The organism is Scytonema hofmannii PCC 7110, assembly GCF_000346485.2.
GTDB classification, from domain to species: domain Bacteria; phylum Cyanobacteriota; class Cyanobacteriia; order Cyanobacteriales; family Nostocaceae; genus Scytonema; species Scytonema hofmannii.
This window is the reverse complement of sequence record NZ_KQ976354.1, coordinates 3,243,268-3,264,444: the sequence shown is the minus strand read 5'-3', so window position 1 is coordinate 3,264,444 and position 21,177 is coordinate 3,243,268. Positions and strand designations below refer to the sequence as shown.

Here is a 21,177-nt window from a genome sequence, read left to right as displayed (position 1 = left end):
AATTAAATTGTCAAATCTGCCCAATTATTGATAGCCTCAACTAAGCGGTCTAGAGACACAACACTTAGTACTATAACCAAGTATCCCTTAACAGCATTATCCCGAAGGTGAAAGGCTGTATAAATGACCATTGCATAACGCATCTCTTCCTTGTTAACAATCAAAGAATGGAGCAATCCATCTAGTGCTTCAAGATGCAAACAAGGAACTGAGAAGGAAATTTGGATCTGGAGCAAATTGCCGAATATACTTAGACAGGCATTCAAGAGAATATTCCCAATTTCAGTTAATACCTCACTTGCTGAAGTATCTAGACGATGGGTTGGTAAATTTGGGGTTGGATTTAATAAATTGGTCAGCATTAGCGCACCTTCATAGTTTAAGAGTAAAAGCGCGTTACCTGAAACAGATCCGGTAAAAATCTGTTGCACTGTCGCTACATCTCCTTGAACAAAAGTAGCTAGTCTTGAACCCAGTTCGTGCATTGGATGGATGGAAACTTGAGGCGCTTCTAGGAGTACGCGAGAACCTGTCAGTTCGGAAAGAGATGCTGCAGTACGAGCAAAGCCAATGTTGATTAATTCACTGAGTGCATCTTTCTGTTCTTCCGTTAATACCTTCATTGTTGCACTCCCTGAAGTACGTTGTTCACCACGGTTAGTACAGCAGTGGTAGTAAATGGCTTATTGACAACACCTACTGCTCCTGCTTCCATCGCAAGCTGGTGAGTAAAAGTTTGCAGATCGGCAGTAGCAATAATAATGCGTGCTTGGTTGTCTAACTTGCGTAGTTTTTCTAGAACTTCTAATCCCTGCATTCCAGTCATCACTATGTCGAGCATAACCAGATCGGGTTTTTCAAGAAAGTAACGCTCTATCGCAGTCATGCCATCCTGGGCTTCGATAATTTGATAGCCTTGAGATTCAAGAATGCCGCGCATTGTACGACGGGAAAGATTGGAATCGTCTACAACTAAAATTTTCATCACAGAACCTCCAAAATTGCTGGTATCATTTGGTTGAGTCGAATGCTTTTTAAACTCAAACCTGCTTCGACGACAGAACGAGGCATCCCGTAGACAACACAAGTTTCTTCGGCTTCAGTATAAACTAAACCACCTTGAGATCGAATCCACGCGGCACCTTGTTTGCCGTCTGACCCCATACCAGTCATCACAACACCCAAGACGCGATCGCGAAATACTTCAGCCGCAGATTGAAACAACACATCTACGCTGGGACGATGCAGTGTGTCAAATGGACGTGAATCTAAGTGAGTCACAACTGTTCCATCAGTTTGACGTATAAACGTTAGATGTCGTCCAGCAGGTGCAATCAGGACAACACCAGGTAAAACGGGATCTCCTTCTTTGGCTTCTACCACTTTTACCCGCGATAGTTCATTTAATCTATTGGCATACATTTCCGTGTAACCAACAGGCATATGTAAAATAATTGCTACAGGAATGGGAAAGTTTTCAGGTAATTGAGAAATCAAGTAAGTCAACGCTTGTGGACCACCTGTGGATGCTCCGAGTACCAGGATATCTATTGAACCGGAACGGGATATCGATATTGGAGACGAGATTTTTTTGCCTGCAGGTATCGGTAACAGATGAGCCACAGAGACATTTGCAGCTGTTTTCACTTTTTGAATTAACTCATCACTAATCTCAAAGACTTTTTCTGTTGCTAGTGCAGTTGGCTTTTGTATAAAATCAATGGCTCCAGCATCAAGTGCTTCCAAAGCCATTTCGCCACTCTCGTTGGCAATACTCACAACAACGACAGGTACTGGACGCCGCTTCATTTGCTCCCGCAAGAACTCTACTCCATCCATATTGGGCATGATGAGGTCTGTGGTAACAACGTCAGGATTCAGTTGTTCGACCATTTCCAAAGCTTCTTCCCCATCCCGTGCAGTACCCACCACTTCGATAAACGGGCTACGGGATAGCATTTGTTTCACAACTTTGCGAACAAAGGCAGAATCATCGACTACTAAAGTACGTATTATTTGAAGCATAATATAAGACTCCTATTTGATTTTTAAACTACACCTAGGGTGGGTTTGACCCTACTTACTAATAGCAATTTGAAAAAAGAATACGACAGATAATAGTGTGAAATTTAATCTAGGTAAAACTTTTCCAATCCAAAATCCAAAATCCAAAATTCAAAATTGTATAACTATCGTTTAACATACACAAATGCACCTCCTATCTCTTGCAGTTCAAAATCAGTTGTTAACTTCAACAATGACTCTGAAGCAGCAATACACAGATAACCGGGCGTGGGCATAGCCTCATAAAATAAGCTGACTGTTTTACGAATATTGTTTTGCGAAAAATAAATAAATACATTCCGACAAAATATAATCGAAGCAGTGGCTAAATGCTTAATTTCAGTTTCTACCATTAAATTAGCTTTTGTCCACTTGATTTGGGAATGGAGTTCCGGGTCAACTCGCCAGCCTTCCGGTTCTTTGGAAAAATATTTTGTTTGCATGGTAGGAGAAGTATTGCGAAAGGAACGTTCTTGATAAAGACCCTGTTTTGCTTTTGCGATCGCATTTTGACTGGCATCAGAGGCATAAATCTCAATAGGTACCCGTCGCAACAACCCTGATTCATTGAGAGCCATTGCAATTGTCAGTGGTTCTTCTCCTGTAGAGCAAGCAGCACTCCAAATTTTTAAAGGAGTGATTCTGGATGTAGCAAAATACTCAGGTACTAAAACTTCCACTAACGTTTTGATTTGGTCTATTTCACGCCAAAAAAAAGTCTCTTGAACTGAAACAGCATTTATAACTCGATTCCATTCTTCCTCGGCTGTATCGTCATATTTTAGCAAGTAATAATAGTCCAAAAATGAAGTTAAGCCACAGGCAATAGCACAAGGTAAAAGTTTGTCTGCTAATAAATCACGGTTACTTGTTTCATAGTAAATCCCCGTGCGTTCCTGAATCAAGTCACGCAATAGAGTAAAGACAGTATTAGACAAACTAATAGTTTCTGAAAGGAACTGCATGGTTAATATATCATTTGTCATTGGTCACTGTTCACTGGTCATTGGTCACTGGTCACTGGTCACTGGTCACTGGTCACTGATTTCTGCAGCACGGCGAACCATTGGGTCAGGATCTGTACGAGCTAGCGCTGCGATTTTCTTTTCCGCCCAACGATTACCCAAGTGTTTGAGTGCGGTGACTGCGACTAAACGCACGGAAGCATTTACATCCTCCAAGCCTTTTATCAAGAGTTCCGAAGCATTTGGGTGCTTCATGCGGGTTAACACTTCTACCGTGGCTTGTCGCACCTCTGGATAAAGATGCTTCAGACCAAGTCCAATCGCTTCAATTTGCTCTTGAGGGAGGGATGCCAAGGCAATAATGCAAGCCCTTTGACACGTTGGCTTGAGTGTTAATTCCAATAAGCTAGCGATCGCTTCAGGAGTACAAAGCTCTGCCAAAGCGTCAATAGCTACTTGTACAACTGCTATTTCAGGGTCAGATGCAGCTAGATGATGCAACATATCTACAACACCATCTCCGCCCCGTTTCCCTAAGGCGTGAATAGCATCAATGCGTCGCACTAAGTCTACTACAGGCGTGTTAACTCCATGAGCAACTAACAACAACGGTGGCAAAGAGTTGGGATGTCCGGTCTTACCTAATGCTGCTAGGGTAGCTCGTAGCAAGTCCTCATTAATGTCTGGAGCTTCTACTAACGGTGCCAAAATTGTTACCGCCTTTGTCCCACCAATTTGTCCCAATGCTTCGACTGCTGCAATCCTCACTCGCAGGGCTGGATCTGTATGCACCAATTTTTCCAGGATCTCCACGGCTTCTGGATAGCCATGCCAACCCATGGCTTGCGCTCCATAATAGCGAACCCAAATATCGGTATCTTGTAGTGTTTTTAGTAGATAAGGAAAAGCAAGATGGCTGTCTACATATTTCAAAGCCCGAGCAGCTGATACCCGCACTTTGGGAGTTTCATTTTCCAGTACCGCCACTAAAGTTGGCATGACAAAGTCTTTTTCCAAATATGGAATCAGTTCAATAGCAGCACGTCGAACATTCTCGTCGTCGTCATAACAACGCTCTAATAATAAAGCTTCTGTTTCTGCAAAGGCAAAATAACCTGCAATTTGGACTGCTGACTCCCGTATCAAAGGATTGGCATCTTGCAACAAATCCACCATGCGTGTTGGCAGATCGGGGTGACCGAGAGAATTGAGAGCCGCGATCGCAGCTTGACGCACGGCTGCATGAGGATGACCCATTAAATTAAGTAGCCCGTCAAAAGCACGAGCATCACCAATTTGTGCTAAAGCAACAGTGGTTGGAATAATCAATTGTGGTTCTGTTGCGAGCAGGTTCATGAGAGATGGTAACGCACGAGCATCGCCGATTCTGCCTAGAGCCACTACTGCTGCTTGACATATTTCTATATCGTTTAATTGGAGTTGCTCGATTAACAATTGTGTAGCTCGCTTGCCATAACGGACTAAAGCTTCTACCACTGAAGACCGCACGCTTGTTTGACCTAAGAGCCGTGTCAGAGCACGTTCTATGTTGTCCCCTTCTAACTGGCTCAAAAGCATCACAAGAGCGCGTAGTTCATCCGTATTGGCATCTTGCAAGGCATTAATCATGTTTTCTGCACCTGTTGCTGTAATGGTGCCATAGGCGATATCAGCAATGTAGGTTTCTTGATGGGAGCCGGTTTTGTAGTGTTCGTACAGATTGGCGATCGCCTGGGCGATGTTGGTGACTGGGGCATTTGGGCGATTCAACACTTGGAGCAGAGGTGAGATGACGCTCTCATTTCCGAGTTGACCCAAAGCCTCAACTGCTGCAGAACACAAACAATCGTTTTCTAGCAAAGGTAAGAGTCGCGGTGCTATTGTGCGATCGCCAATACGCGTTAAAGCATCAAGAGCGGGAAATACCAGAAAAAAATCGCCTAACTCTACAATAGCCAGAAGCATCTCTACTGCCTCAGACGCACGTAAGTGTCCCAAGGCTTCTATTGCATAATATCTGACGTTAACATCTGGATCTTCCAGAGCAGCGATAAGAGATGGAATGGGAGTTTTGTCATGCTGTTCTCCCAATGCCTGTGCTGCATAAATCCGCAGATCTACATCAGCAGAACTCAGACAATCAATGAGTTCTGGAACGATATTGATATTGGTCTGAACCAATACCTGTAACACCCCATTTAAGACACTTGGGTTGTAGTGTTTTTCACGGAGATTTTGCAACAGTAACGGAGCCAGAATTGCTCCCTCCCGTTGCGCTAAACTATTTACTGCAGCTCGTCTCACTCGCCAGCTCTCATCTCCCAGTGCTGCAATAAGCATAGACTCAGTTTCCGGTATGCGAGATGTTCCCAGTGCTTCCACAGCCCGCAACCGAGTTATTTCATCGGAACTTGCAAGCTGTTGGTTCCAGTTTTGTTGGGTTTCTTGTTGCCCTGTGACATCGTTGTTCATTGTTTATTACCCATTTCAGCAAGCCCTACTTATGTCCGTTACCATTTAAACGATTGATCATTAACGATAGAGCCTGTGCTCTTTCCACCAATTCAGTTGTGAATCGTTTTGCTTCCTTATTGATCTGGAGATTGCGTTCGGTTATTTGACGAATATTTGAGACTGAATTGAGAGTTGATACCGCCACGCCAGAGTGTTCTCGATTGGCACGAGTAATCAGACCAATTTGTTTGGAAATATTTTGTGCGCCAGCAGACATATCTTTAATAGCGCGTGTCTGTTCTTTCATGGCTTTGGCGGTTTGATCGGATTGTCGTCGCACATTCTCGACTGCTTTTGTGATTTCTACAGTAGCACTGGCTTGTTCGTTCATTGCCTTAGTGACGCTGGCAATTAAACGAGCAAGGCGTTCTGCTTCTTTAGAGATTTGCTCGCTTGCTGTACTTTGTTCGCTAAGAGCACGAGCTGTGCTGTCTGCACCCCGTCGCATTAACTCCACTGCTTGAACGATTTGCTGTGCGCCATTTGCTTGTTCTGCGGTTGCTTTACGAACTTGGTTTGCCAGAGAAGTCGTATTTTTCGCCTCCTTCATGATCTCCCGTGCGGCATGACCTTGTTCGTTCATTGCTTGTGAAACCTGTTGGGCAATTTTACGCATTTGTGTTGTAGACTGAACAACACTTTGGGCTGATTTAGCTTGCCCTGTTGTGATTTGTGCGACTTCTCTTGCTTGGGAGGCTGTGGTATGAATGGCTGCCACGACATGTTGTCCGGCTGCGAGCTGTTCTTCTGAAGCTCTAGCAATTTGACGCACGATCTGAGCTGTTTCCTGCACGCCTGTGAGGATGGTTTGTAATCCCTTAACTCCATCTTCGGCAAGACGACTGCTGTCTTCAGCAACACGCGACCCTTCACTTGATTTCGTAACCGCTTCTTGTACCACATCTTGCAGCCCTTTGATAATAGCGCTAATGTCCGTTGTTGCTTGAGCAGCACGTTCTGCAAGATTGCGAATTTCTTCTGCGACGACTGCAAAACCCCGTCCTGCATCTCCAGCGCGTGCCGCCTCTATTGAAGCATTTAACGATAGTAAGTTGGTACGCTCGGCAATCAGATTAATCGTAGATACAATACTGCTGATTTCGTTGGCGCGTTTGCCCATATCTTGGATGACATCGGCAGATTGCACCATGGAATCACGCATGCGGCTAATGCCTTGAATTGATTTTTGTACCGTTACCCCACCAGTTTCAGCATCCCGTACCACGCGGTTGGTAATTTCATCTGCTTGTTTGGTCAACATTGTCACCGAACGGATCGAACGATCTAGTTGAGTTGTACTGGTGACTGCAGCAGTGGCAGCATCGCTGATTTGGGCAGCATTTTGTGCGACTCCTTGCACCGAAACCGCCATTTCTTCCACCGAATTGGATACCCCATCCACAATGGCGGAGAGATTCTCTGCGCTGGCTGAGACTTGTTCGATAGAAGCTGCCATTTGGTTGATTGCAGTGGTTGTTTTTTCAGCAGAAGCAGTCACATCGGCTGTATTACTTGCAACGCTTTGAATAGAACGATTCATTTCTTCTATCGAGGCAGCAGATTCATTGATGGAAGCAGCAAGAGAATCTGTGTCTCGGTTAACGCTTTTAATGGAGGCAGCAATTTCAGTTGTTGAACTCGTCACTTGCGTTGCAGAAGTTGCCATGTCTTGAGCCATATCAGCAACACTGCGAATTGATGTGGTGGTTTCTTGAATTGAGGCAGCCGTTTGATTGACTGAAGAGGCAAGATCGACTGTATTAGCAGTTACTTCCTCAATGGAGGCTGTCATTTCGTTTGTTGAGGAAGCAAGTTGTTCGCAAGACGCTGCGATAGATTCTGCTTGTCCTGCTGTTTCTTTTAGGGATGTGGTTATTTCCTTTGTACTGCTGACAACTTCGTCAAGCGATCGCACTTGTGACTCTGCATCTTGTATGACTCGATCGACAATCCTTGCTATTTCATCAGTGGTTTGAGTCACTTGCTCAGCCTGTTCTCGAACGCGAGATATTTCTTGATTTTGAGCAACGCGCTTTGTGTCGTTTTGACCGTTAACCTTTAGGTTATGTACTTGTCCGTTTGAATAATGTGATTTTCTAGTCATTTTACTTTCCTTTCAATTTTTGGTTATTTGTTTCTATTAACAGTTAGCTATTGACTAAGACAGCAGAGGCAACATTTGTTAGAGTGATAACTTCATCAACATTTAGGATAAGTACCATTCGCTCATTAAGAATGGCAATACCTGATAAATACCTCCCACTTAATCCAGAGATTTCTTCAGGCAGTGGCTGCACTAAACTATGAGAAATTGAAATAAATTCGCGGGCTGTATCTGCAATTAATCCCACACTGCGATTATTTTTGTGAATAACAATCAAGCGAGTGCGTACATCATAAAGAATTTTTTCAAATCCAAATCTGAGTCGCAAATTAATAGCAGGAATCACCTGACCGCGAGAGAACGCTACACCTTCAACGAAGTAGGGCGCGTTGGGTACTGGCGTGATGTGTTCAACCATTTCCATCTGTTGTACCACAGATGCAGGAATACCATAGGTTGTACCTGCGAGTTCAAAAAGAATAAATGGTTCGGAATAGTCTTGAATTTCATTCATTGTAAAAGTCCTTAATGGGGAGTGGGGAACTCGGGGCCCCCTCTGGGGATAAGGGGCAATGGGGAACTCGGGACCCCCTCTGGGGATAAGGGGCAATGGGAAGTGGGGGATATCCTTTTTTCATGACAAGGTTTGTGGGCGAACGCCCATAACTGTCTTTTAAAGGTTTGGGTTTTCCACCTTTCCAAGTCGCTAATCTTCGAGCTTGTAACAGAGCCGCCGTGTCAAGAATCAAGACAACACGTCGATCGCCTAGTTCGGTTGCACCTGCAATTCCCATAACTTGAACTAGCGGATCTGTTAAAGGACGCACAACAATTTCTTGTTGACCCAAGATGCCATCTACTAAAATCCCCACTGTATTTGAGCCAGTGCCAATCGCAACCACATACAGAGATGGCGATCGCCGATCCACTAATTCTTCTCTATTCTTATGCTCTTCATTTCTTGTTAATCCAAACATATCGGCAAGGCGAATCAAGGGGAGTACACTGCCTCTGTAGGAAAAAATTTCGTTGTTCTCTAACACAGCGATCGCCTTGGGCTGCAATTCCAACACTTCGCGGACGGAAGATTGGGGTATGGCAAAGGTTTGTCCTCTAACAGAAATAATTAATGCATCCGCAATTGCTAAAGTCAGGGGTAGTTGAATTGTAAAGCGAGTTCCCAAACCAACTTGGGTATTAAGTGTGATAAAACCGCCAAGTTCTAACACAGTTTTTTTGACCGCAGCCATTCCCACACCACGCCCACTGACTAAATCCGCTTCTTCACGAGTGGAAAAGCCTGAGGAACAAAGAATATCGAGAATAGTGACTGCATCAAGTTGAGTATCACTGGTAATTAATTCCTGCTGAATAGCACGCTTGGTGACGAGTTCTACATCAACCCCACGCCCATCATCTTCAACTTCAATCGTCACCATTTCTCCGCAGGTGGAAGCACGCAAGAAAATCTTCCCTTGTGCTGGTTTGCCACATTGCAAACGTTCAGTTTCTGATTCGAGTCCGTGACTAACAGCATTACGCACCAAATGTAACAGAGGGTCCATCATTCTCTCAACTACAAATTTATCAATTTCAGTTCCTTGACCGCTGAATTCCAAAGCGATTTGCTTTTGACTTTCTCTCGCCAAGTCTCTGATCACAAATTGCATTCTGGTAAAAATTTCTCCAATCGGTACCAAACGCACTCGCATTAAACCTTCTCGCAAATCGCGTAACTGACGTTCTAACGAGAGGTTTATTTCTTTCAAAACACGTAGTTCAGAAGTAGAAATAACTCCTTTTAAAGGTTTCAGATTATTTTCTAAGCGGGCGCGGGTGATGACAAGTTCGCCCACCATTTGCATTAATTCATCCAACCGTGTTAAGTCTACTCGGACAACATTTGACGGTGTTGCAATCTGATTCTGAATTGAGAATTGGGCATTGAAAACTGGAGATGCAGAAGGTATGGAACACTTGAGGTCTAAGTTTTCCTCGACTTCTCTGTTGTCTTTTTCCTCCACAGAAGGAATCACTTCTTCTTCAGAGTAGGGCATATATAACAACCCATCTTCAGACCAACAGGCAAAGGAGTTTTCTAAAGCCTGGGTGGCAATGAGAAAATCAAATGCAATACCGCCATTGCTTAAGACTCTTGGCGCAGCGTGAATAATTTGACCAATCGCTTGCAACCGTTCGCGGATGTTATTGACATTGACTCCACGTTCGGTTAACGAAGCTTCTGGAACAAACTGAAATTGCCAAGCTTGTGCTCCATTCTCTAAAGCAGCAGCAAGATCTTCTCGTTCTTCTTGCTTGAGAACTAACTGCGGTAAAAAGGTACAAGATGAGGGTTTCCGATCCTGTACGCTGACAGATTCTACCTTGTTGTCAGAAACTGCATTGTTGGCAAGAATCGCTTCCAACCTTGCTACCATGTGTTGAATATCTGGGGCGGGGCTTTGAGTGCGATATGTTGCGATCGCCTGCTCGAGCAATTTGGTACCATCACAGAGAACATCGATTCCTTCTGGCGTAAGAATGACTTGTTGTTCCCGCAGCGATCGCAAATAACTCTCCATTTGATGCGCCAGTTGTTCAGCCTCTTTCACGCCAACCATCCCCGACAACCCTTTGAGAGAATGGAAACTACGGAAGAGTTCTTCTAGTAACGATTTTTTAATGTTGGGTTGGTGTACAAATTGTTCCAGATCCAGTAAATGGCAACGTACAACTGTTAAATGTTCGTCACATTCAGCGAAATAATCATCAAGAAAGTTAGCAAAAAAACCTTGATTGGCTTCAGTACTGGACATGGGGGTAACTCCTATCTTTAATTCAACAATTCCCATGCCTGCTTGGCAAACATCCGAGGTTCAAATGGTTTAGTGAGATAGCGTGTCGCACCAGCATTCATGGCTGCTTCCCGACTTAATTCATCTCCTTTGGTAGTTAATACAATAATGGGAATTTTTTGGTACTTTTGATGACTTCTGACAAACTTCAAGACATCTAATCCATGCATATCAGGCATATTTAAATCTAAAATCATTAAATTTATATGATTAATAGCCAAACATTCTATGGCAGCTAGACCATTATTAGCTTCATTAAAATTCACCTCTTTTAGCTCGTGTAGAGAGGCTATTACCATTCGCCTCATGGTTGCTGAATCATCCACAACTAAAATCCGTTTCATATACGCTTCCTTGTATAGCAACACTGAACCAGTCTAGAAAATTGAACATCATGAACTTAATCAAAGTTCGTTTTGAATAAGATAGCATAGTCATTTAGTATGTCTTTTATCTTTTGAAAACAGCAACTAACTTTTATTTAAAAAAATTAGTTTTTTGTTATAATACAAGTAAAAGAAACAGATTTAATAGCTAAGCATGTGTAGTGAAGAATTGATAAATTATTTGTCAATTAATGTCCACACAATTCACTATGGCTATTAAATTAATCGCCGTACTGGGTGTGCCTTAAAATATAAGTTAAAGTTGTGAATAATTTGTGAAGATCTGTTTTCAGCAATAAAACTTAATTGAAGTTTACACTCATTTGTTTACTTCTAAAATAGGGATAGGTTTAGAAGAAAGAATCTTTCCTACAATGCCTGTGCGGCGCTGTACATAACGGTTTTATTCTCAACAAGAACAGAAAAATCGGTAACAATATATGAAAACTAAGCGAGTACTGGTTATTGATGATGAAAGTCCTATCCGTGATATTGTTGAAATTGGTTTGGAAGAGATGGCTGGGTGGGAAGTCCTGAAAGCGGCTTCAGGTCGAGAGGGATTAGAAACAGCAAAAACTCAGTTGCCGGATGCAATTTTGTTAGATGTCATGATGCCTGAGATGGACGGGTTGGCTACATTTAAGCAATTACAGGAAAATGCCGCGACTCAGGGCATTCCAACGATTTTTATGACGGCGCATATGGAGAGCAGCGAACAAGAGCGATTGCTGCGATCTGGAATCCAAGGTATTTTGATAAAGCCCATCAAGATTTACACTTTAGTCGAGCAAATTCGAGAGATTCTAAATTGGCGGGAGTAGGGAGTGGGGGTCAATACTAATAATTGAGGTGTCAGAACCTCGGTAACTTCTGTGGAACCGGGGTTCTAATCTCCGCTTATGCGATCGCTCACTGGTCACTGGTCACTGGTCACTGGTCACTGATTGCGGTTTTTTCCCATCAATTAAAGCACTTACAGTCATATCCCCCATAACATTGATAACAGTGCGGCATCGATCTAGGAACCAATCAACAGTGACTAACAAAGCAATATACTCTGTAGGCAAGCCAACAGAACTGAAAACCAATGTCATCGTCACTAATCCCGCCTCTGGAATACCAGCTGCACCTACCGATGCAAAAATCGATGTTAGGATCACTATAAGTTGCTGTACCAAGCTTAAATTTTGCCCGAGTACCTGCGAGATAAATAATGCAGACATAGCTTCATAAAGAGCAGTGCCATCATTGTTGAAATTTGAGCCAACTAATGCTCCTAAGGAAGCGGAAGATTCCCTCACACCTATTTTTTGCTGCAAAACCTCGAATGTAACGGGCATTGTCGCTACGGAGGAGTCTGTTGAAAAAGCAGTTAAAAAAGCATCTGTACCCCCACGCAGGAAGTCGATCGGATTCACCCAAGAACCAAATTGGACTCGCAAGAGGTAATAGCAAGCTTGCAATACCAACGCTAACACCACTGCTATCACAAATGCTCCTAAAGATTTAAACGGTTCAAACCCCTTTTCAGCAACGGTTTTTGATACAATTCCAAAGACTGCTAGTGGTACTGTGGCAATGACCCAGTGAAGAACTCGAATAATCGCTTCAAATAAAATTGCGATCGCATCCTCAATCGCCTGAAACCCTCTCTTATTTGCAGCAATTTGTTCTGATTTAATAGCACGCAGGACTATACCAAACGTCAAGGCGAGAACGATCAGTTGGATAACATTATTATCAACCAAAGGTTTGAGGATAGCTGACGGAACAGCATCTTTAAACAGTCCCCAAGGATCGAAATTTTGCTTCACTATTTCTGTAGTTTCTGGCGCAGCCAAACGACCCCACGTACCGGGACGCAGTACATTTGCTACAAACAGCCCAACGACAATGGCGACTGTCGTATTGGTTAGCAGCAGCACCGCCAAACGGCGTCCCGCCCTACCTGGTATAACGGTTGTCATAAAGGTATGCAGCACTGCCATTAAAATTAATGGTGTTGCTAAGGCGCGGAGTGCTTTTAGGACTAGCTCCGCAGGAATGGCCAAAGTCTCAATGAAGGCTTTGTTTGCTGGACTGGGATTTCCTGCACCCAGAGCAATCCCCAAAGCTACCGCCAGTACTAGCGCGATGATAATTTGTAATGTCAGTGGGATGCTTTGCCACCAGGGGCGGATTTTGGGCTGATCGGGGCTGTCTTGTTGGTTCATTAAACTACAATCTAAATAAATTTATATGTCTTGTAGAATGGGCATCTATATTGTGGGATGGGCATCTATATTGTGGGATGGGCATCTATATTGTGGGATGGGCATCTATATTGTGGGATGGGCATCTTGCCCGTTCTCGAAAAAAGGGCGGGCTTTGACGCCCACCCCACAAGAGAAGAGTATTGCACTTTATTAAATTCACATTGCTTACTAGGCTTTTTGGAATCACATAGCAGAACTTAATCTTATTCGGGGACAAACTGCGTTATCCTTAAATACGCTTGTACTTGTAACAGATACTTTACTAGCTATTAGTGATTGTGTATTTTATTTCCTCTAACCTACTTAGGTCAATCTAGATCTAGATCCCCGACTTCTTTAAGAAGTCGGGGATCTGAGCACACTTACCTACTAGCTTTCTTATTTTAAATTGCTTATGTCTTTTGTACCTTTACATATTCATAGTGATTACAGCTTGTTAGATGGTGCCAGTCAATTACCTACTCTGATTGACCGCGCTATTGAACTTGGAATCAAAGCGATCGCACTCACAGATCATGGAGTTATGTATGGGGCGATCGAACTTATCAAAACCTGTCGTAACAAAAATGTTAAGCCAATTATTGGCAATGAGATGTATATTATCAACGGCGACATCACAAAACAGGAACGCCGTCCTAAATACCATCAAATTGTCTTAGCTAAAAACACAAAAGGATACAAACATTTAGTTAAGTTAACATCAATTTCTAATCTCCAAGGAGTTCAAGGTAAAGGGATTTTTTCACGTCCTTGCATTAACAAAGAATTGTTAAAACAATACCATGAAGGTTTGATTGTGACGAGTGCTTGTTTGGGTGGTGAAATTCCCCAAGCTATTCTGAGCGGTAAACTAGAGGCGGCTCGTAGAGTGGCTCAATGGTATAAAGATGTTTTTGGAGATGATTATTATTTAGAAATTCAAGACCACGGATTTCCAGAAGACCGCATTGTTAATGTAGAAATCGTCAAGATTGCACGGGAATTGGGAATCAAAATAGTGGCAACCAATGATTCTCATTTTATTTCTTGTTACGATGTCGAAGCTCATGATGCTTTGTTATGCATACAAACTGGCAAATTGATTGTGGAAGACAATCGAATGCGCTATACGGGGACAGAATATTTAAAATCTGCTGAAGAGATGAAAAAGCTTTTTCGGGATCATTTGGCAGAAGAGGTAATTGAAAAAGCGATCGCAAATACCCTTGAAGTTGCAGAGAAAGTTGAACCTTACAATATTTTAGGGGAACCGCGCCTTCCCAATTATCCCATCCCTTCGGGTCACACGGCTGACACCTATGTTGAAGAAGTAGCTTGGCTGGGGCTTTTACAAAAGTTAAATCGTAAATCTAGAAATGAAGTCGATCGAGTCTATAAAGAAAGACTGGAATATGAACTCACAATGATTCAGAAGATGGGGTTCTCCACATACTTCCTAGTTGTGTGGGACTACATCAAATTTGCCAGAGATAATGATATTCCCGTTGGTCCGGGAAGGGGATCTGCGGCGGGGTCTTTAGTAGCTTATACTATGGGAATCACAAATATTGACCCCGTACATCACGGCTTATTATTTGAAAGATTCCTCAACCCCGAACGTAAATCTATGCCTGATATCGATACAGATTTTTGTATTGAAAAACGGGATGAAGTGATTGAGTATGTTACTCAAAAATATGGGAAAGAAAGAGTTGCACAAATCATTACCTTCAACCGCTTAACTTCCAAAGCCGTTTTAAAAGATGTTGCCAGAGTGTTAAATGTTCCCTACGGGGAAGCAGACAAAATGGCAAAAATGATTCCTGTCTCTCGGGGAAAACCAACAAAACTCCAAGTGATGATTTCCGACGAAACACCGGAACCAGAGTTCAAACAAAGATACGATACTGATGACAGAGTGCGCCATTGGCTTGATATGGCAATTCGGATTGAAGGGACTAACAAAACCTTTGGCGTTCACGCAGCCGGTGTGGTGATTTCTTCCGAACCATTAGATGAAATTGTCCCTCTACAAAGAAATAATGACGGTGCTGTCATCACTCAGTATTATATGGAAGATTTAGAATCTTTGGGCTTGTTAAAAATGGATTTTCTCGGGTTAAAAAACCTGACGATGATTCAGAAAGCCATTGATTTGATTGAAGAAAACAAAGGATATAGGATAGATCCTTATGAAATTACCACTCAAGAAAGAAAAGCTCAGAGAATATTAGCCAAGGGTGGAGAGAGTGCGAAACTTCCACAAGATGTGAAAAAGACTTACGAACTGTTAGAAGCTGGTGATTTAGAAGGAATATTTCAATTAGAATCTTCGGGAATGCGTCAGATTGTAAGGGATTTGAAGCCTTCCAATATAGAAGATATTTCCTCAATTTTAGCACTGTATCGACCGGGTCCATTGGATGCAGGGCTGATTCCTAAGTTCATTAACCGCAAGCACGGGCGAGAGCAAGTTGAGTATCAGCATCCTCTGTTAGAGCCAATTTTAGAAGAGACTTATGGAACGCTATGTTATCAAGAGCAAATCATGAAAATGGCTCAGGATTTAGCTGGATATTCTTTAGGTCAAGCCGATTTGCTGCGTCGTGCAATGGGGAAAAAGAAAGTTGATGAAATGATGAAGCAGCGAGAAAAATTTGTTGATGGTTCGGCAAAAAATGGAGTTAAAAAACAAATTGCTGATGACTTATTTGACCAAATGTTGAAGTTTGCTGAATATTGTCTCAGCTATGACACGGAGGTTTTGACTGCGGAATATGGCTTTTTACCGATTGGGAAAATAGTGGAAAAAGCTATTGAATGTACGGTGTATTCTGTGGATAATGATGGTAATATATACACTCAACCAATTGCTCAGTGGCACGATCGCGGTCAACAAGAGGTTTTTGAATATTCCTTAGATGATGGTTCGGTAATTCGAGCAACAAAAGACCACAAATTTATGACAACTGGCGGGCAAATGTTACCGATTGATGAAATCTTTGAACGAGGTTTGGATTTGATGAGGATTGATAGTTTGCCGGAGTAGTTACTAATTTTAATAAACCTTACTAGGCGCAGAGGACGCGGAGGGAAGACAGAGGAGGGAGATTTGCTTGTGCGGCTCATTCCCAGGTGGAGCCTGGGAATGCAGTCTAAGAGGCTCTATCTCGTGTGATAGAATGCTCAACGTACATAAGGAATGCAGCTTGTTTTTTCTACCAAGAGTTTGTCATCAGGCAATCTTGTGATTAAAAGTGCATCTGTCTGAGCATTTTGAGTAAAATACACTGCATAGTATCTTGTAGCCCTGTCTTTACTTGTTGCACTGTAGATTCTTGGGTTTTCATTATCTATTCTGACAGCAGCATTTTCTATTAAAGGTCTCGATCCCAACGCAACATTCATGAGTGTTTGTCTGTTGTTAGAGAAGACTCTGACTGTTTTTTCATTGGCTATAAAATAGATTAATGTATTTGTTTCAGGTTTTTGCTTTGGACAAGAGCCAAGAATTTGATAATTTGGCTTTCTTTGTTGTTTGTTCGCTGTGTCTTGAGAAACGAAATTTGTTATTTCCCTGTCTTGTCCAATATCAGCGCTGGTTATGGCTGGGTAAGATAAGACTCCAAACAAAGTCAGTAAAAATGAAACGAATTTTTTTACTATCATAAGAGATTTTTAGTGAGTAAATGCCTTGATAATTACCCAGAGTTCAACTATTTGAATTCTTAATATATACATATACAATATGTTGTATACAATTAAAATAAATTTACAACATGAATTCCTTTTCACCTGCAATATCACAAAGTAGCCAAGACAATAACGAGGTTTTAGTAAACGTTATTGTCAAGCAAGAAGCTGATGGTAGAATAGTTGCTATCGTTCCTGGGTTGCCTGAATTACAAGTTGAAGCAAGCGCTGATTGAAACCTGGGCAAACTTAAGGATTTACGCCCTTAAGGTCAGGGGAACCGACAGCGCGGGGTTTTTGGCGGATATAAGGGGTTACTAAAACCTGTACAGTGTCACGCCTACAAGAGGCTTTTGTTTGCCGTAGCTTGCTGTACAATCATGCTGTTAGCCTTTGCCTGTTTAATACCAAGAGAATACCATTTATGACGATTAAAACCGCCGCAAATGTTAATTCGCTTAGCTACCTTCTTCCAAGCTCCCGACTTCAATTTGTCCTCCGGCGAATTGAAGTAAGAATCAAGGTGTTTGGGTAATCTTTCAGTCCTACCCTGACCACGTCGTGCTATCACTAAAGCAGCAGCACCACCAGAATTTAGACTGTAAACTGCCATATACTTCGTAGTACCAATTACCGAAGTATAGGCAGCAGCAACTTTTTTCAGTTCTATGCCAGATTTAAGACATTTTGACTCAATCATCTGCATAAACTGACTGTAAGCCAGATTAGAAAGCATCCGAGCGTATTTTTTGCTCTTTTCTTTCATGGATGCTTTTTTCTGGGCAAAATCTAAATCTTCAATAACTATGGGTACGTTGTATTTTAGACGATGTTTGAAAAGTTTTGGGCGAATAGAATTCGCTACTATACAAACTAAGTCCGCCTGCGCGGACTAACGGGAAATCAGGATATTAAAACCCACGTAGGTGGGTTTTGCTTGTATAGCCGCGATTTCCAATCGCCAAGGCTGTATTAATTGAGACTTTTCAAACATCCTCTTATACCAATTCTCTAAATTAACACTACACATCCAAAGCTTTTGGCGCTGAAGCGCAACTACAAACCTTTTTTCATCTGTAGTCTAGTTTTCGAGAAATGGTATTAGTGCGATTTTAACTACTTCAGATACAGCTTTACCGATCGTGTCTTTTGTTTCTGCGGAACGTTTATCTTGGACATTAATTTTGATGGAACCGTGACGTTTTAAATTTATCCGATTACGTTTTGAAAAGGCTGTGCGAGTAGCTTGTCCAAAAATTCCCCCATACTCTTCCAGGTAATCTAACGCTATTTTGTTATTATCTGAGTTCGTAGCTAAAGTTTGGATAGTTATTATGGACAAGCTCGATCGGAGTTTTTAAAGATGACCCACAATTTGAGCAAATGCTCGAAGCGATAGAAAACTATCGACACGAACTAGATAAATCTACAGAAGATCCATGTTTCCAGGTGCAAGATGCGATCTTACAGACTCAATCCTTATTCTGAGACAGAGAAGATCGCTTTTCAACTTCTTGCTTAATTGCACCCATCGTGTTATTCAAAGAATCTTTGAAAATACCGTAAAAGACTTTTGCTGGCGTTCCTGACTTGGGTTGAGCTTCCACCACTTGTGTAATCAAAACCTGTGTTGCTTTTGCACCCTTATAGGTCGCAATTGGTTCGATTAACCAGTAACCTTTCATACTTTTGAGGTCGCCCTCAACGAGTTGAAAATCCACACGGCTTTTTTCTGTTTCTGTAATAGCTGAGCGAATACGGGATTTAACCCTGAGCAACAACACCTGACGCGAATCAACCTGTTCTATCACTTTTTGATTCTTGTTTGCACTAATGACTTTGCTAGAAACCACATTTGGTAGAAATTTATAAAAATTGTTGTAATCTGTAACAACTTCCCATGCCGTGTCTAATGAAGTGGTGACAAGAACTCTAGCAGTATACTTCCCTTTGTCTCCTGTTACAAGCGACTGTCCCTTTCTCAGGGCAACCCGTTCATTCGTTGGCAATCGATCCACAGTACTATCAAACAGCCCAGCCGTGGAAATCGGTATATTTGTTAGAGATGCGATCGCACTTAAGCATCCGGTGACAAAAGCAATTTGCAAAGACTGCCACATGAAATAAATAGCTTTATTTACCATCTTAACCTATTTGGGATTTGGGATTTTGGATTGAGAAAGCTTTACCCAGACGACCTCATCTTTTTTAAAGCGATGCAAGCAAGGGGAGCATCCCAATTTGGAAAAAACACGCCCGAGATGTTCGTAATCGCGCCTATACAAGCTAAGTCCGCGCAGGCGGACTTCTATATTAAGTCCACGTAGGTGGACTTTGTTTGTATAGCAAGAGAATTCTATTCTGAGGGCAATGTGCTATACGAGTTTGAAAACACGCCTTTACTTAACTCCCCAACTGAGTTAACTCTTCTCCCGTGACACGGCAAATTCGCCAATCATCTAAAATGCTTGCTCCCATGCGGCGGTAGAATGCAATAGCTGGCTCATTCCAATCTAAAACGCTCCATTCCAATCGTCCACAACCCCTTTCTACAGCTATCTGAGCAACTTTTGTTAGCAGAGATTTACCAATACCCTGTCCTCTGTATTCTGGTAGAACAAACAAATCTTCTAGATATATTCCTGGCTTTGTTAAAAATGTTGAGTAATTATAAAAGAATAGGGCAAACCCTACAGTTTGCCCTGCATATTCTGCTACTATTGCTTCTACGTATTTTGGCACTCCAAACAGGTGTTCTTTTAATGAGGAAGCATTGCCTGTGACGGCATGAGATAGTTTTTCGTATTCTGCTAGCGCCTTGACTAATTCAAACAGTCCATCGCAATCAGTTGGTTCAGCAAAACGTAAGATAAGTTTGCTATTTGCAGTCATTCGTGATTTGTCCTTTGTTATTTGTCCGTTGTCATGTGTCATTTGCCATTTATCCTTAGCATATTCGCCAAATGACTCATGACTAATGACCAATGACTAATGACTTATCATATCAACCACCCTTTCAAACGTTTAGCAATATGAGGACGGCGCAACTTCCGCATGGCTTTACTTTGAATTTGTCGGACTCTTTCACGGGAGAGGTTAAACATATTGCCTACCTCTTCCAAAGTGCAGGGTTCGCTGGTAACTAACCCATACCGCAGAGAAATAACGTCTTTTTCTCTTGGAGTCAGTACATCGCCCAACACTTCCCATATCTCCTGGCGCATCATGCTTTCGTTCATTTTTGCTTCTGGAGACTGGTTGTCTTCATCTTCCAGTAAATCCATGAGTTCCGTGTCTTCTTCTTTACCAACACGGTGATTGAGGGAAAGGGCTTGACGTCGTAATTGCTGAAGCTGGCGTAGTTGTGGTGCGGGAATTTCTAAAGCTTCCGCCATCTCCAACTCTGTTGGATTGCGACCAAGTTTTTGTTTGAGTTCCCTTTGGGCTTTTTTGAGTTTATTAAGTTTTTCAACAATATGAATTGGTAAGCGGATTGTTCTTGCATCATTGGCAATAGCTCGCGTAATTGCTTGTCTAATCCACCAGTAGGCGTAAGTGGAGAACTTATATCCCTTGTCGGGATCGAATTTTTCTGTCGCACGATTTAATCCCATTGCGCCTTCTTGAATGAGATCCAGGAAAGGGACTCCGCGATTTAAGTATCGTTTGGCGATGGAAACAACTAATCTGAGGTTTGAGCGAATCATTTTGCGTTTCGCTACTCGACCTTGATACAGGCGATTTTCCAGTTGTTTTTCTGTCATCCCTAGCTGAGATGCGACTAGTGACTTACCCGGTTGATATCCCAGTTTGTTATGTAAAGAAGCTTGTAATTCTCTAAATTCTTCTAAAAATCTAACTCGACGCGCTAATTCTACCTCTTCATCTGCTTTAAGCAGGGGGTAACGCGCCATTTCTTTAAAAAATGCACCTACAGCATCGTCATATTCGGTTTTGTTATACCCCGAAGGACGTGCTGCTGCCATGCCGTCTCCGTCTCGCTCTTCGGTTTCTAAATTGTCTGTGATTCCAGATTCTTCTATTGCTGCATCTATTGCGGCATCTACCACTGCATCTAAATTGAAAGCTAATTCTTCATTATCAGCAGTAGTTTCCAATTCGATAGTGCCTAGGTCAGCAATAGTCATAGTTTCCATTAGGGATTGTTGCTCTGTTTGGTACATAGGTACATAATTAGCGTGATAGTGACAGATGCTTTAGAAATGCTTGTTCTCTTTTTTCAGTGAGATATGCACTTAGGGGGAGTTTTAAGTGCAAAATATATAGCCTTACCAGTATCTATATCGTTGGTAAAAGTTAAGTATCTACTTGTCATTACCAAAACTTCCCTCTTTAGTTAAA

Annotated in this window: 19 protein-coding genes; 3 read left to right on the top strand and 16 right to left on the bottom strand. The window is 42.2% G+C overall.

Annotated features, from left to right (window positions below; all coding sequences use genetic code 11):
* Positions 1 to 2 precede the first annotated feature (2 nt).
* From WA1_RS13885 to WA1_RS13845, 9 genes are all read right to left on the bottom strand, one after another.
* On the bottom strand, positions 3 to 623 hold the full coding sequence (locus WA1_RS13885; protein WP_017747756.1) for a hypothetical protein: 621 nt from the start codon (positions 621 to 623) through the stop codon (positions 3 to 5).
* Positions 620 to 985, bottom strand: a complete 366-nt coding sequence (locus WA1_RS13880) for a response regulator (protein WP_017747757.1) — start codon at positions 983 to 985, stop codon at positions 620 to 622. Before WA1_RS13880 ends, WA1_RS13885 begins: the two co-directional genes overlap by 4 nt.
* Positions 985 to 2,025 carry a chemotaxis-specific protein-glutamate methyltransferase CheB gene (gene cheB, locus WA1_RS13875; protein WP_017747758.1) on the bottom strand — a complete coding sequence of 347 codons (1,041 nt, stop codon included), beginning with the start codon at positions 2,023 to 2,025 and terminating at the stop codon, positions 985 to 987. The genes WA1_RS13880 and cheB overlap by 1 nt, the downstream gene beginning before the upstream one ends.
* Before the next feature lie 164 nt (positions 2,026 to 2,189).
* Entirely contained in the window at positions 2,190 to 3,050 is an 861-nt protein-coding gene (locus WA1_RS13870) for a CheR family methyltransferase (protein WP_017747759.1), read from the bottom strand.
* A gap of 45 nt (positions 3,051 to 3,095) precedes the next feature.
* Positions 3,096 to 5,501, bottom strand: coding sequence for a HEAT repeat domain-containing protein (locus WA1_RS13865; protein ID WP_017747760.1), 2,406 nt, complete (start codon positions 5,499 to 5,501; stop codon positions 3,096 to 3,098).
* 25 nt (positions 5,502 to 5,526) lie between these two features.
* On the bottom strand, positions 5,527 to 7,647 hold the full coding sequence (locus tag WA1_RS13860; RefSeq protein WP_017747761.1) for a methyl-accepting chemotaxis protein: 2,121 nt from the start codon (positions 7,645 to 7,647) through the stop codon (positions 5,527 to 5,529).
* Between the two features lie 43 nt (positions 7,648 to 7,690).
* A complete protein-coding gene (locus tag WA1_RS13855; protein WP_017747762.1) occupies positions 7,691 to 8,161 on the bottom strand; it encodes a chemotaxis protein CheW in 471 nt (156 codons plus the stop codon).
* Positions 8,154 to 10,463, bottom strand: a complete 2,310-nt coding sequence (locus WA1_RS13850; RefSeq protein WP_081403121.1) for a chemotaxis protein CheA — start codon at positions 10,461 to 10,463, stop codon at positions 8,154 to 8,156. Before WA1_RS13850 ends, WA1_RS13855 begins: the two co-directional genes overlap by 8 nt.
* A 17-nt stretch (positions 10,464 to 10,480) precedes the next feature.
* A complete protein-coding gene (locus WA1_RS13845) occupies positions 10,481 to 10,846 on the bottom strand; it encodes a response regulator (RefSeq protein ID WP_017747764.1) in 366 nt (121 codons plus the stop codon).
* A 482-nt stretch (positions 10,847 to 11,328) separates the two neighbouring features.
* Here WA1_RS13845 and WA1_RS13840 point away from each other — a divergent pair, with 482 nt between their 5' ends.
* A complete protein-coding gene (locus tag WA1_RS13840; protein ID WP_017747765.1) occupies positions 11,329 to 11,709 on the top strand; it encodes a response regulator in 381 nt (126 codons plus the stop codon).
* A gap of 102 nt (positions 11,710 to 11,811) precedes the next feature.
* Here the strand turns inward: WA1_RS13840 and WA1_RS13835 are convergent, their stop codons facing one another.
* On the bottom strand, positions 11,812 to 13,101 hold the full coding sequence (locus WA1_RS13835) for a dicarboxylate/amino acid:cation symporter (protein ID WP_017747766.1): 1,290 nt from the start codon (positions 13,099 to 13,101) through the stop codon (positions 11,812 to 11,814).
* Between the two features lie 436 nt (positions 13,102 to 13,537).
* On the opposite strand from WA1_RS13835, the gene WA1_RS13830 reads away from it, so the two are divergent.
* The gene (locus tag WA1_RS13830; protein WP_017747767.1) at positions 13,538 to 16,171 is read left to right on the top strand and encodes a trans-splicing intein-formed DNA polymerase III subunit alpha N-terminal partner DnaE-N; all 2,634 of its coding nucleotides are present in this window, start codon (positions 13,538 to 13,540) and stop codon (positions 16,169 to 16,171) included.
* A gap of 137 nt (positions 16,172 to 16,308) precedes the next feature.
* On the opposite strand, the gene WA1_RS13825 is transcribed toward WA1_RS13830, so the two are convergent.
* The gene (locus tag WA1_RS13825) at positions 16,309 to 16,791 is read right to left on the bottom strand and encodes a hypothetical protein (RefSeq protein ID WP_017747768.1); all 483 of its coding nucleotides are present in this window, start codon (positions 16,789 to 16,791) and stop codon (positions 16,309 to 16,311) included.
* A 110-nt stretch (positions 16,792 to 16,901) separates the two neighbouring features.
* Here WA1_RS13825 and WA1_RS56910 point away from each other — a divergent pair, with 110 nt between their 5' ends.
* Positions 16,902 to 17,051 (top strand): hypothetical protein, encoded by a 150-nt coding sequence (locus WA1_RS56910; protein WP_017747769.1) that lies wholly within the window; start codon positions 16,902 to 16,904, stop codon positions 17,049 to 17,051.
* Positions 17,052 to 17,155: 104 nt separating this feature from the next.
* Here WA1_RS56910 and WA1_RS13820 read toward each other — a convergent pair whose 3' ends face one another.
* The 5 genes from WA1_RS13820 to WA1_RS13795 form a co-directional block, all read right to left on the bottom strand.
* Positions 17,156 to 17,617: an IS200/IS605 family accessory protein TnpB-related protein gene (locus tag WA1_RS13820; RefSeq protein WP_272819428.1), complete on the bottom strand. Its 462-nt coding sequence runs from the start codon at positions 17,615 to 17,617 to the stop codon at positions 17,156 to 17,158.
* Between the two features lie 279 nt (positions 17,618 to 17,896).
* Entirely contained in the window at positions 17,897 to 18,157 is a 261-nt protein-coding gene (locus tag WA1_RS13815) for a hypothetical protein (RefSeq protein WP_017747771.1), read from the bottom strand.
* A gap of 130 nt (positions 18,158 to 18,287) precedes the next feature.
* Complete coding sequence (locus WA1_RS13810) at positions 18,288 to 18,959, bottom strand: SRPBCC family protein (protein WP_272819132.1); 672 nt, start codon at positions 18,957 to 18,959, stop codon at positions 18,288 to 18,290.
* A gap of 259 nt (positions 18,960 to 19,218) precedes the next feature.
* Positions 19,219 to 19,707 carry a GNAT family N-acetyltransferase gene (locus tag WA1_RS13800; protein WP_017747773.1) on the bottom strand — a complete coding sequence of 163 codons (489 nt, stop codon included), beginning with the start codon at positions 19,705 to 19,707 and terminating at the stop codon, positions 19,219 to 19,221.
* A 107-nt stretch (positions 19,708 to 19,814) separates the two neighbouring features.
* The gene (locus WA1_RS13795) at positions 19,815 to 20,999 is read right to left on the bottom strand and encodes an RpoD/SigA family RNA polymerase sigma factor (protein ID WP_017747774.1); all 1,185 of its coding nucleotides are present in this window, start codon (positions 20,997 to 20,999) and stop codon (positions 19,815 to 19,817) included.
* Positions 21,000 to 21,177 lie beyond the last annotated feature (178 nt).

Bases quoted from the DNA above. Each gene is read 5' to 3' on its own strand.
- WA1_RS13825 (WP_017747768.1), bottom strand. From the start codon at position 16,791: ATGATAGTAAAAAAATTCGTTTCATTTTTACTGACTTTGTTTGGAGTC.
- WA1_RS13835 (WP_017747766.1), bottom strand. From the start codon at position 13,101: ATGAACCAACAAGACAGCCCCGATCAGCCCAAAATCCGCCCCTGGTGG.
- WA1_RS13830 (WP_017747767.1), top strand. From the start codon at position 13,538: ATGTCTTTTGTACCTTTACATATTCATAGTGATTACAGCTTGTTAGAT.
- WA1_RS13800 (WP_017747773.1), bottom strand. From the start codon at position 19,707: ATGACTGCAAATAGCAAACTTATCTTACGTTTTGCTGAACCAACTGAT.
- WA1_RS13795 (WP_017747774.1), bottom strand. From the start codon at position 20,999: ATGTACCAAACAGAGCAACAATCCCTAATGGAAACTATGACTATTGCT.
- WA1_RS13860 (WP_017747761.1), bottom strand. From the start codon at position 7,647: ATGACTAGAAAATCACATTATTCAAACGGACAAGTACATAACCTAAAG.
- WA1_RS13870 (WP_017747759.1), bottom strand. From the start codon at position 3,050: ATGACAAATGATATATTAACCATGCAGTTCCTTTCAGAAACTATTAGT.
- WA1_RS13845 (WP_017747764.1), bottom strand. From the start codon at position 10,846: ATGAAACGGATTTTAGTTGTGGATGATTCAGCAACCATGAGGCGAATG.
- WA1_RS56910 (WP_017747769.1), top strand. From the start codon at position 16,902: ATGAATTCCTTTTCACCTGCAATATCACAAAGTAGCCAAGACAATAAC.
- WA1_RS13850 (WP_081403121.1), bottom strand. From the start codon at position 10,463: ATGTCCAGTACTGAAGCCAATCAAGGTTTTTTTGCTAACTTTCTTGAT.
- WA1_RS13865 (WP_017747760.1), bottom strand. From the start codon at position 5,501: ATGAACAACGATGTCACAGGGCAACAAGAAACCCAACAAAACTGGAAC.
- WA1_RS13880 (WP_017747757.1), bottom strand. From the start codon at position 985: ATGAAAATTTTAGTTGTAGACGATTCCAATCTTTCCCGTCGTACAATG.
- WA1_RS13885 (WP_017747756.1), bottom strand. From the start codon at position 623: ATGAAGGTATTAACGGAAGAACAGAAAGATGCACTCAGTGAATTAATC.
- WA1_RS13855 (WP_017747762.1), bottom strand. From the start codon at position 8,161: ATGAATGAAATTCAAGACTATTCCGAACCATTTATTCTTTTTGAACTC.
- WA1_RS13840 (WP_017747765.1), top strand. From the start codon at position 11,329: ATGAAAACTAAGCGAGTACTGGTTATTGATGATGAAAGTCCTATCCGT.
- WA1_RS13810 (WP_272819132.1), bottom strand. From the start codon at position 18,959: ATGGTAAATAAAGCTATTTATTTCATGTGGCAGTCTTTGCAAATTGCT.
- cheB (WP_017747758.1), bottom strand. From the start codon at position 2,025: ATGCTTCAAATAATACGTACTTTAGTAGTCGATGATTCTGCCTTTGTT.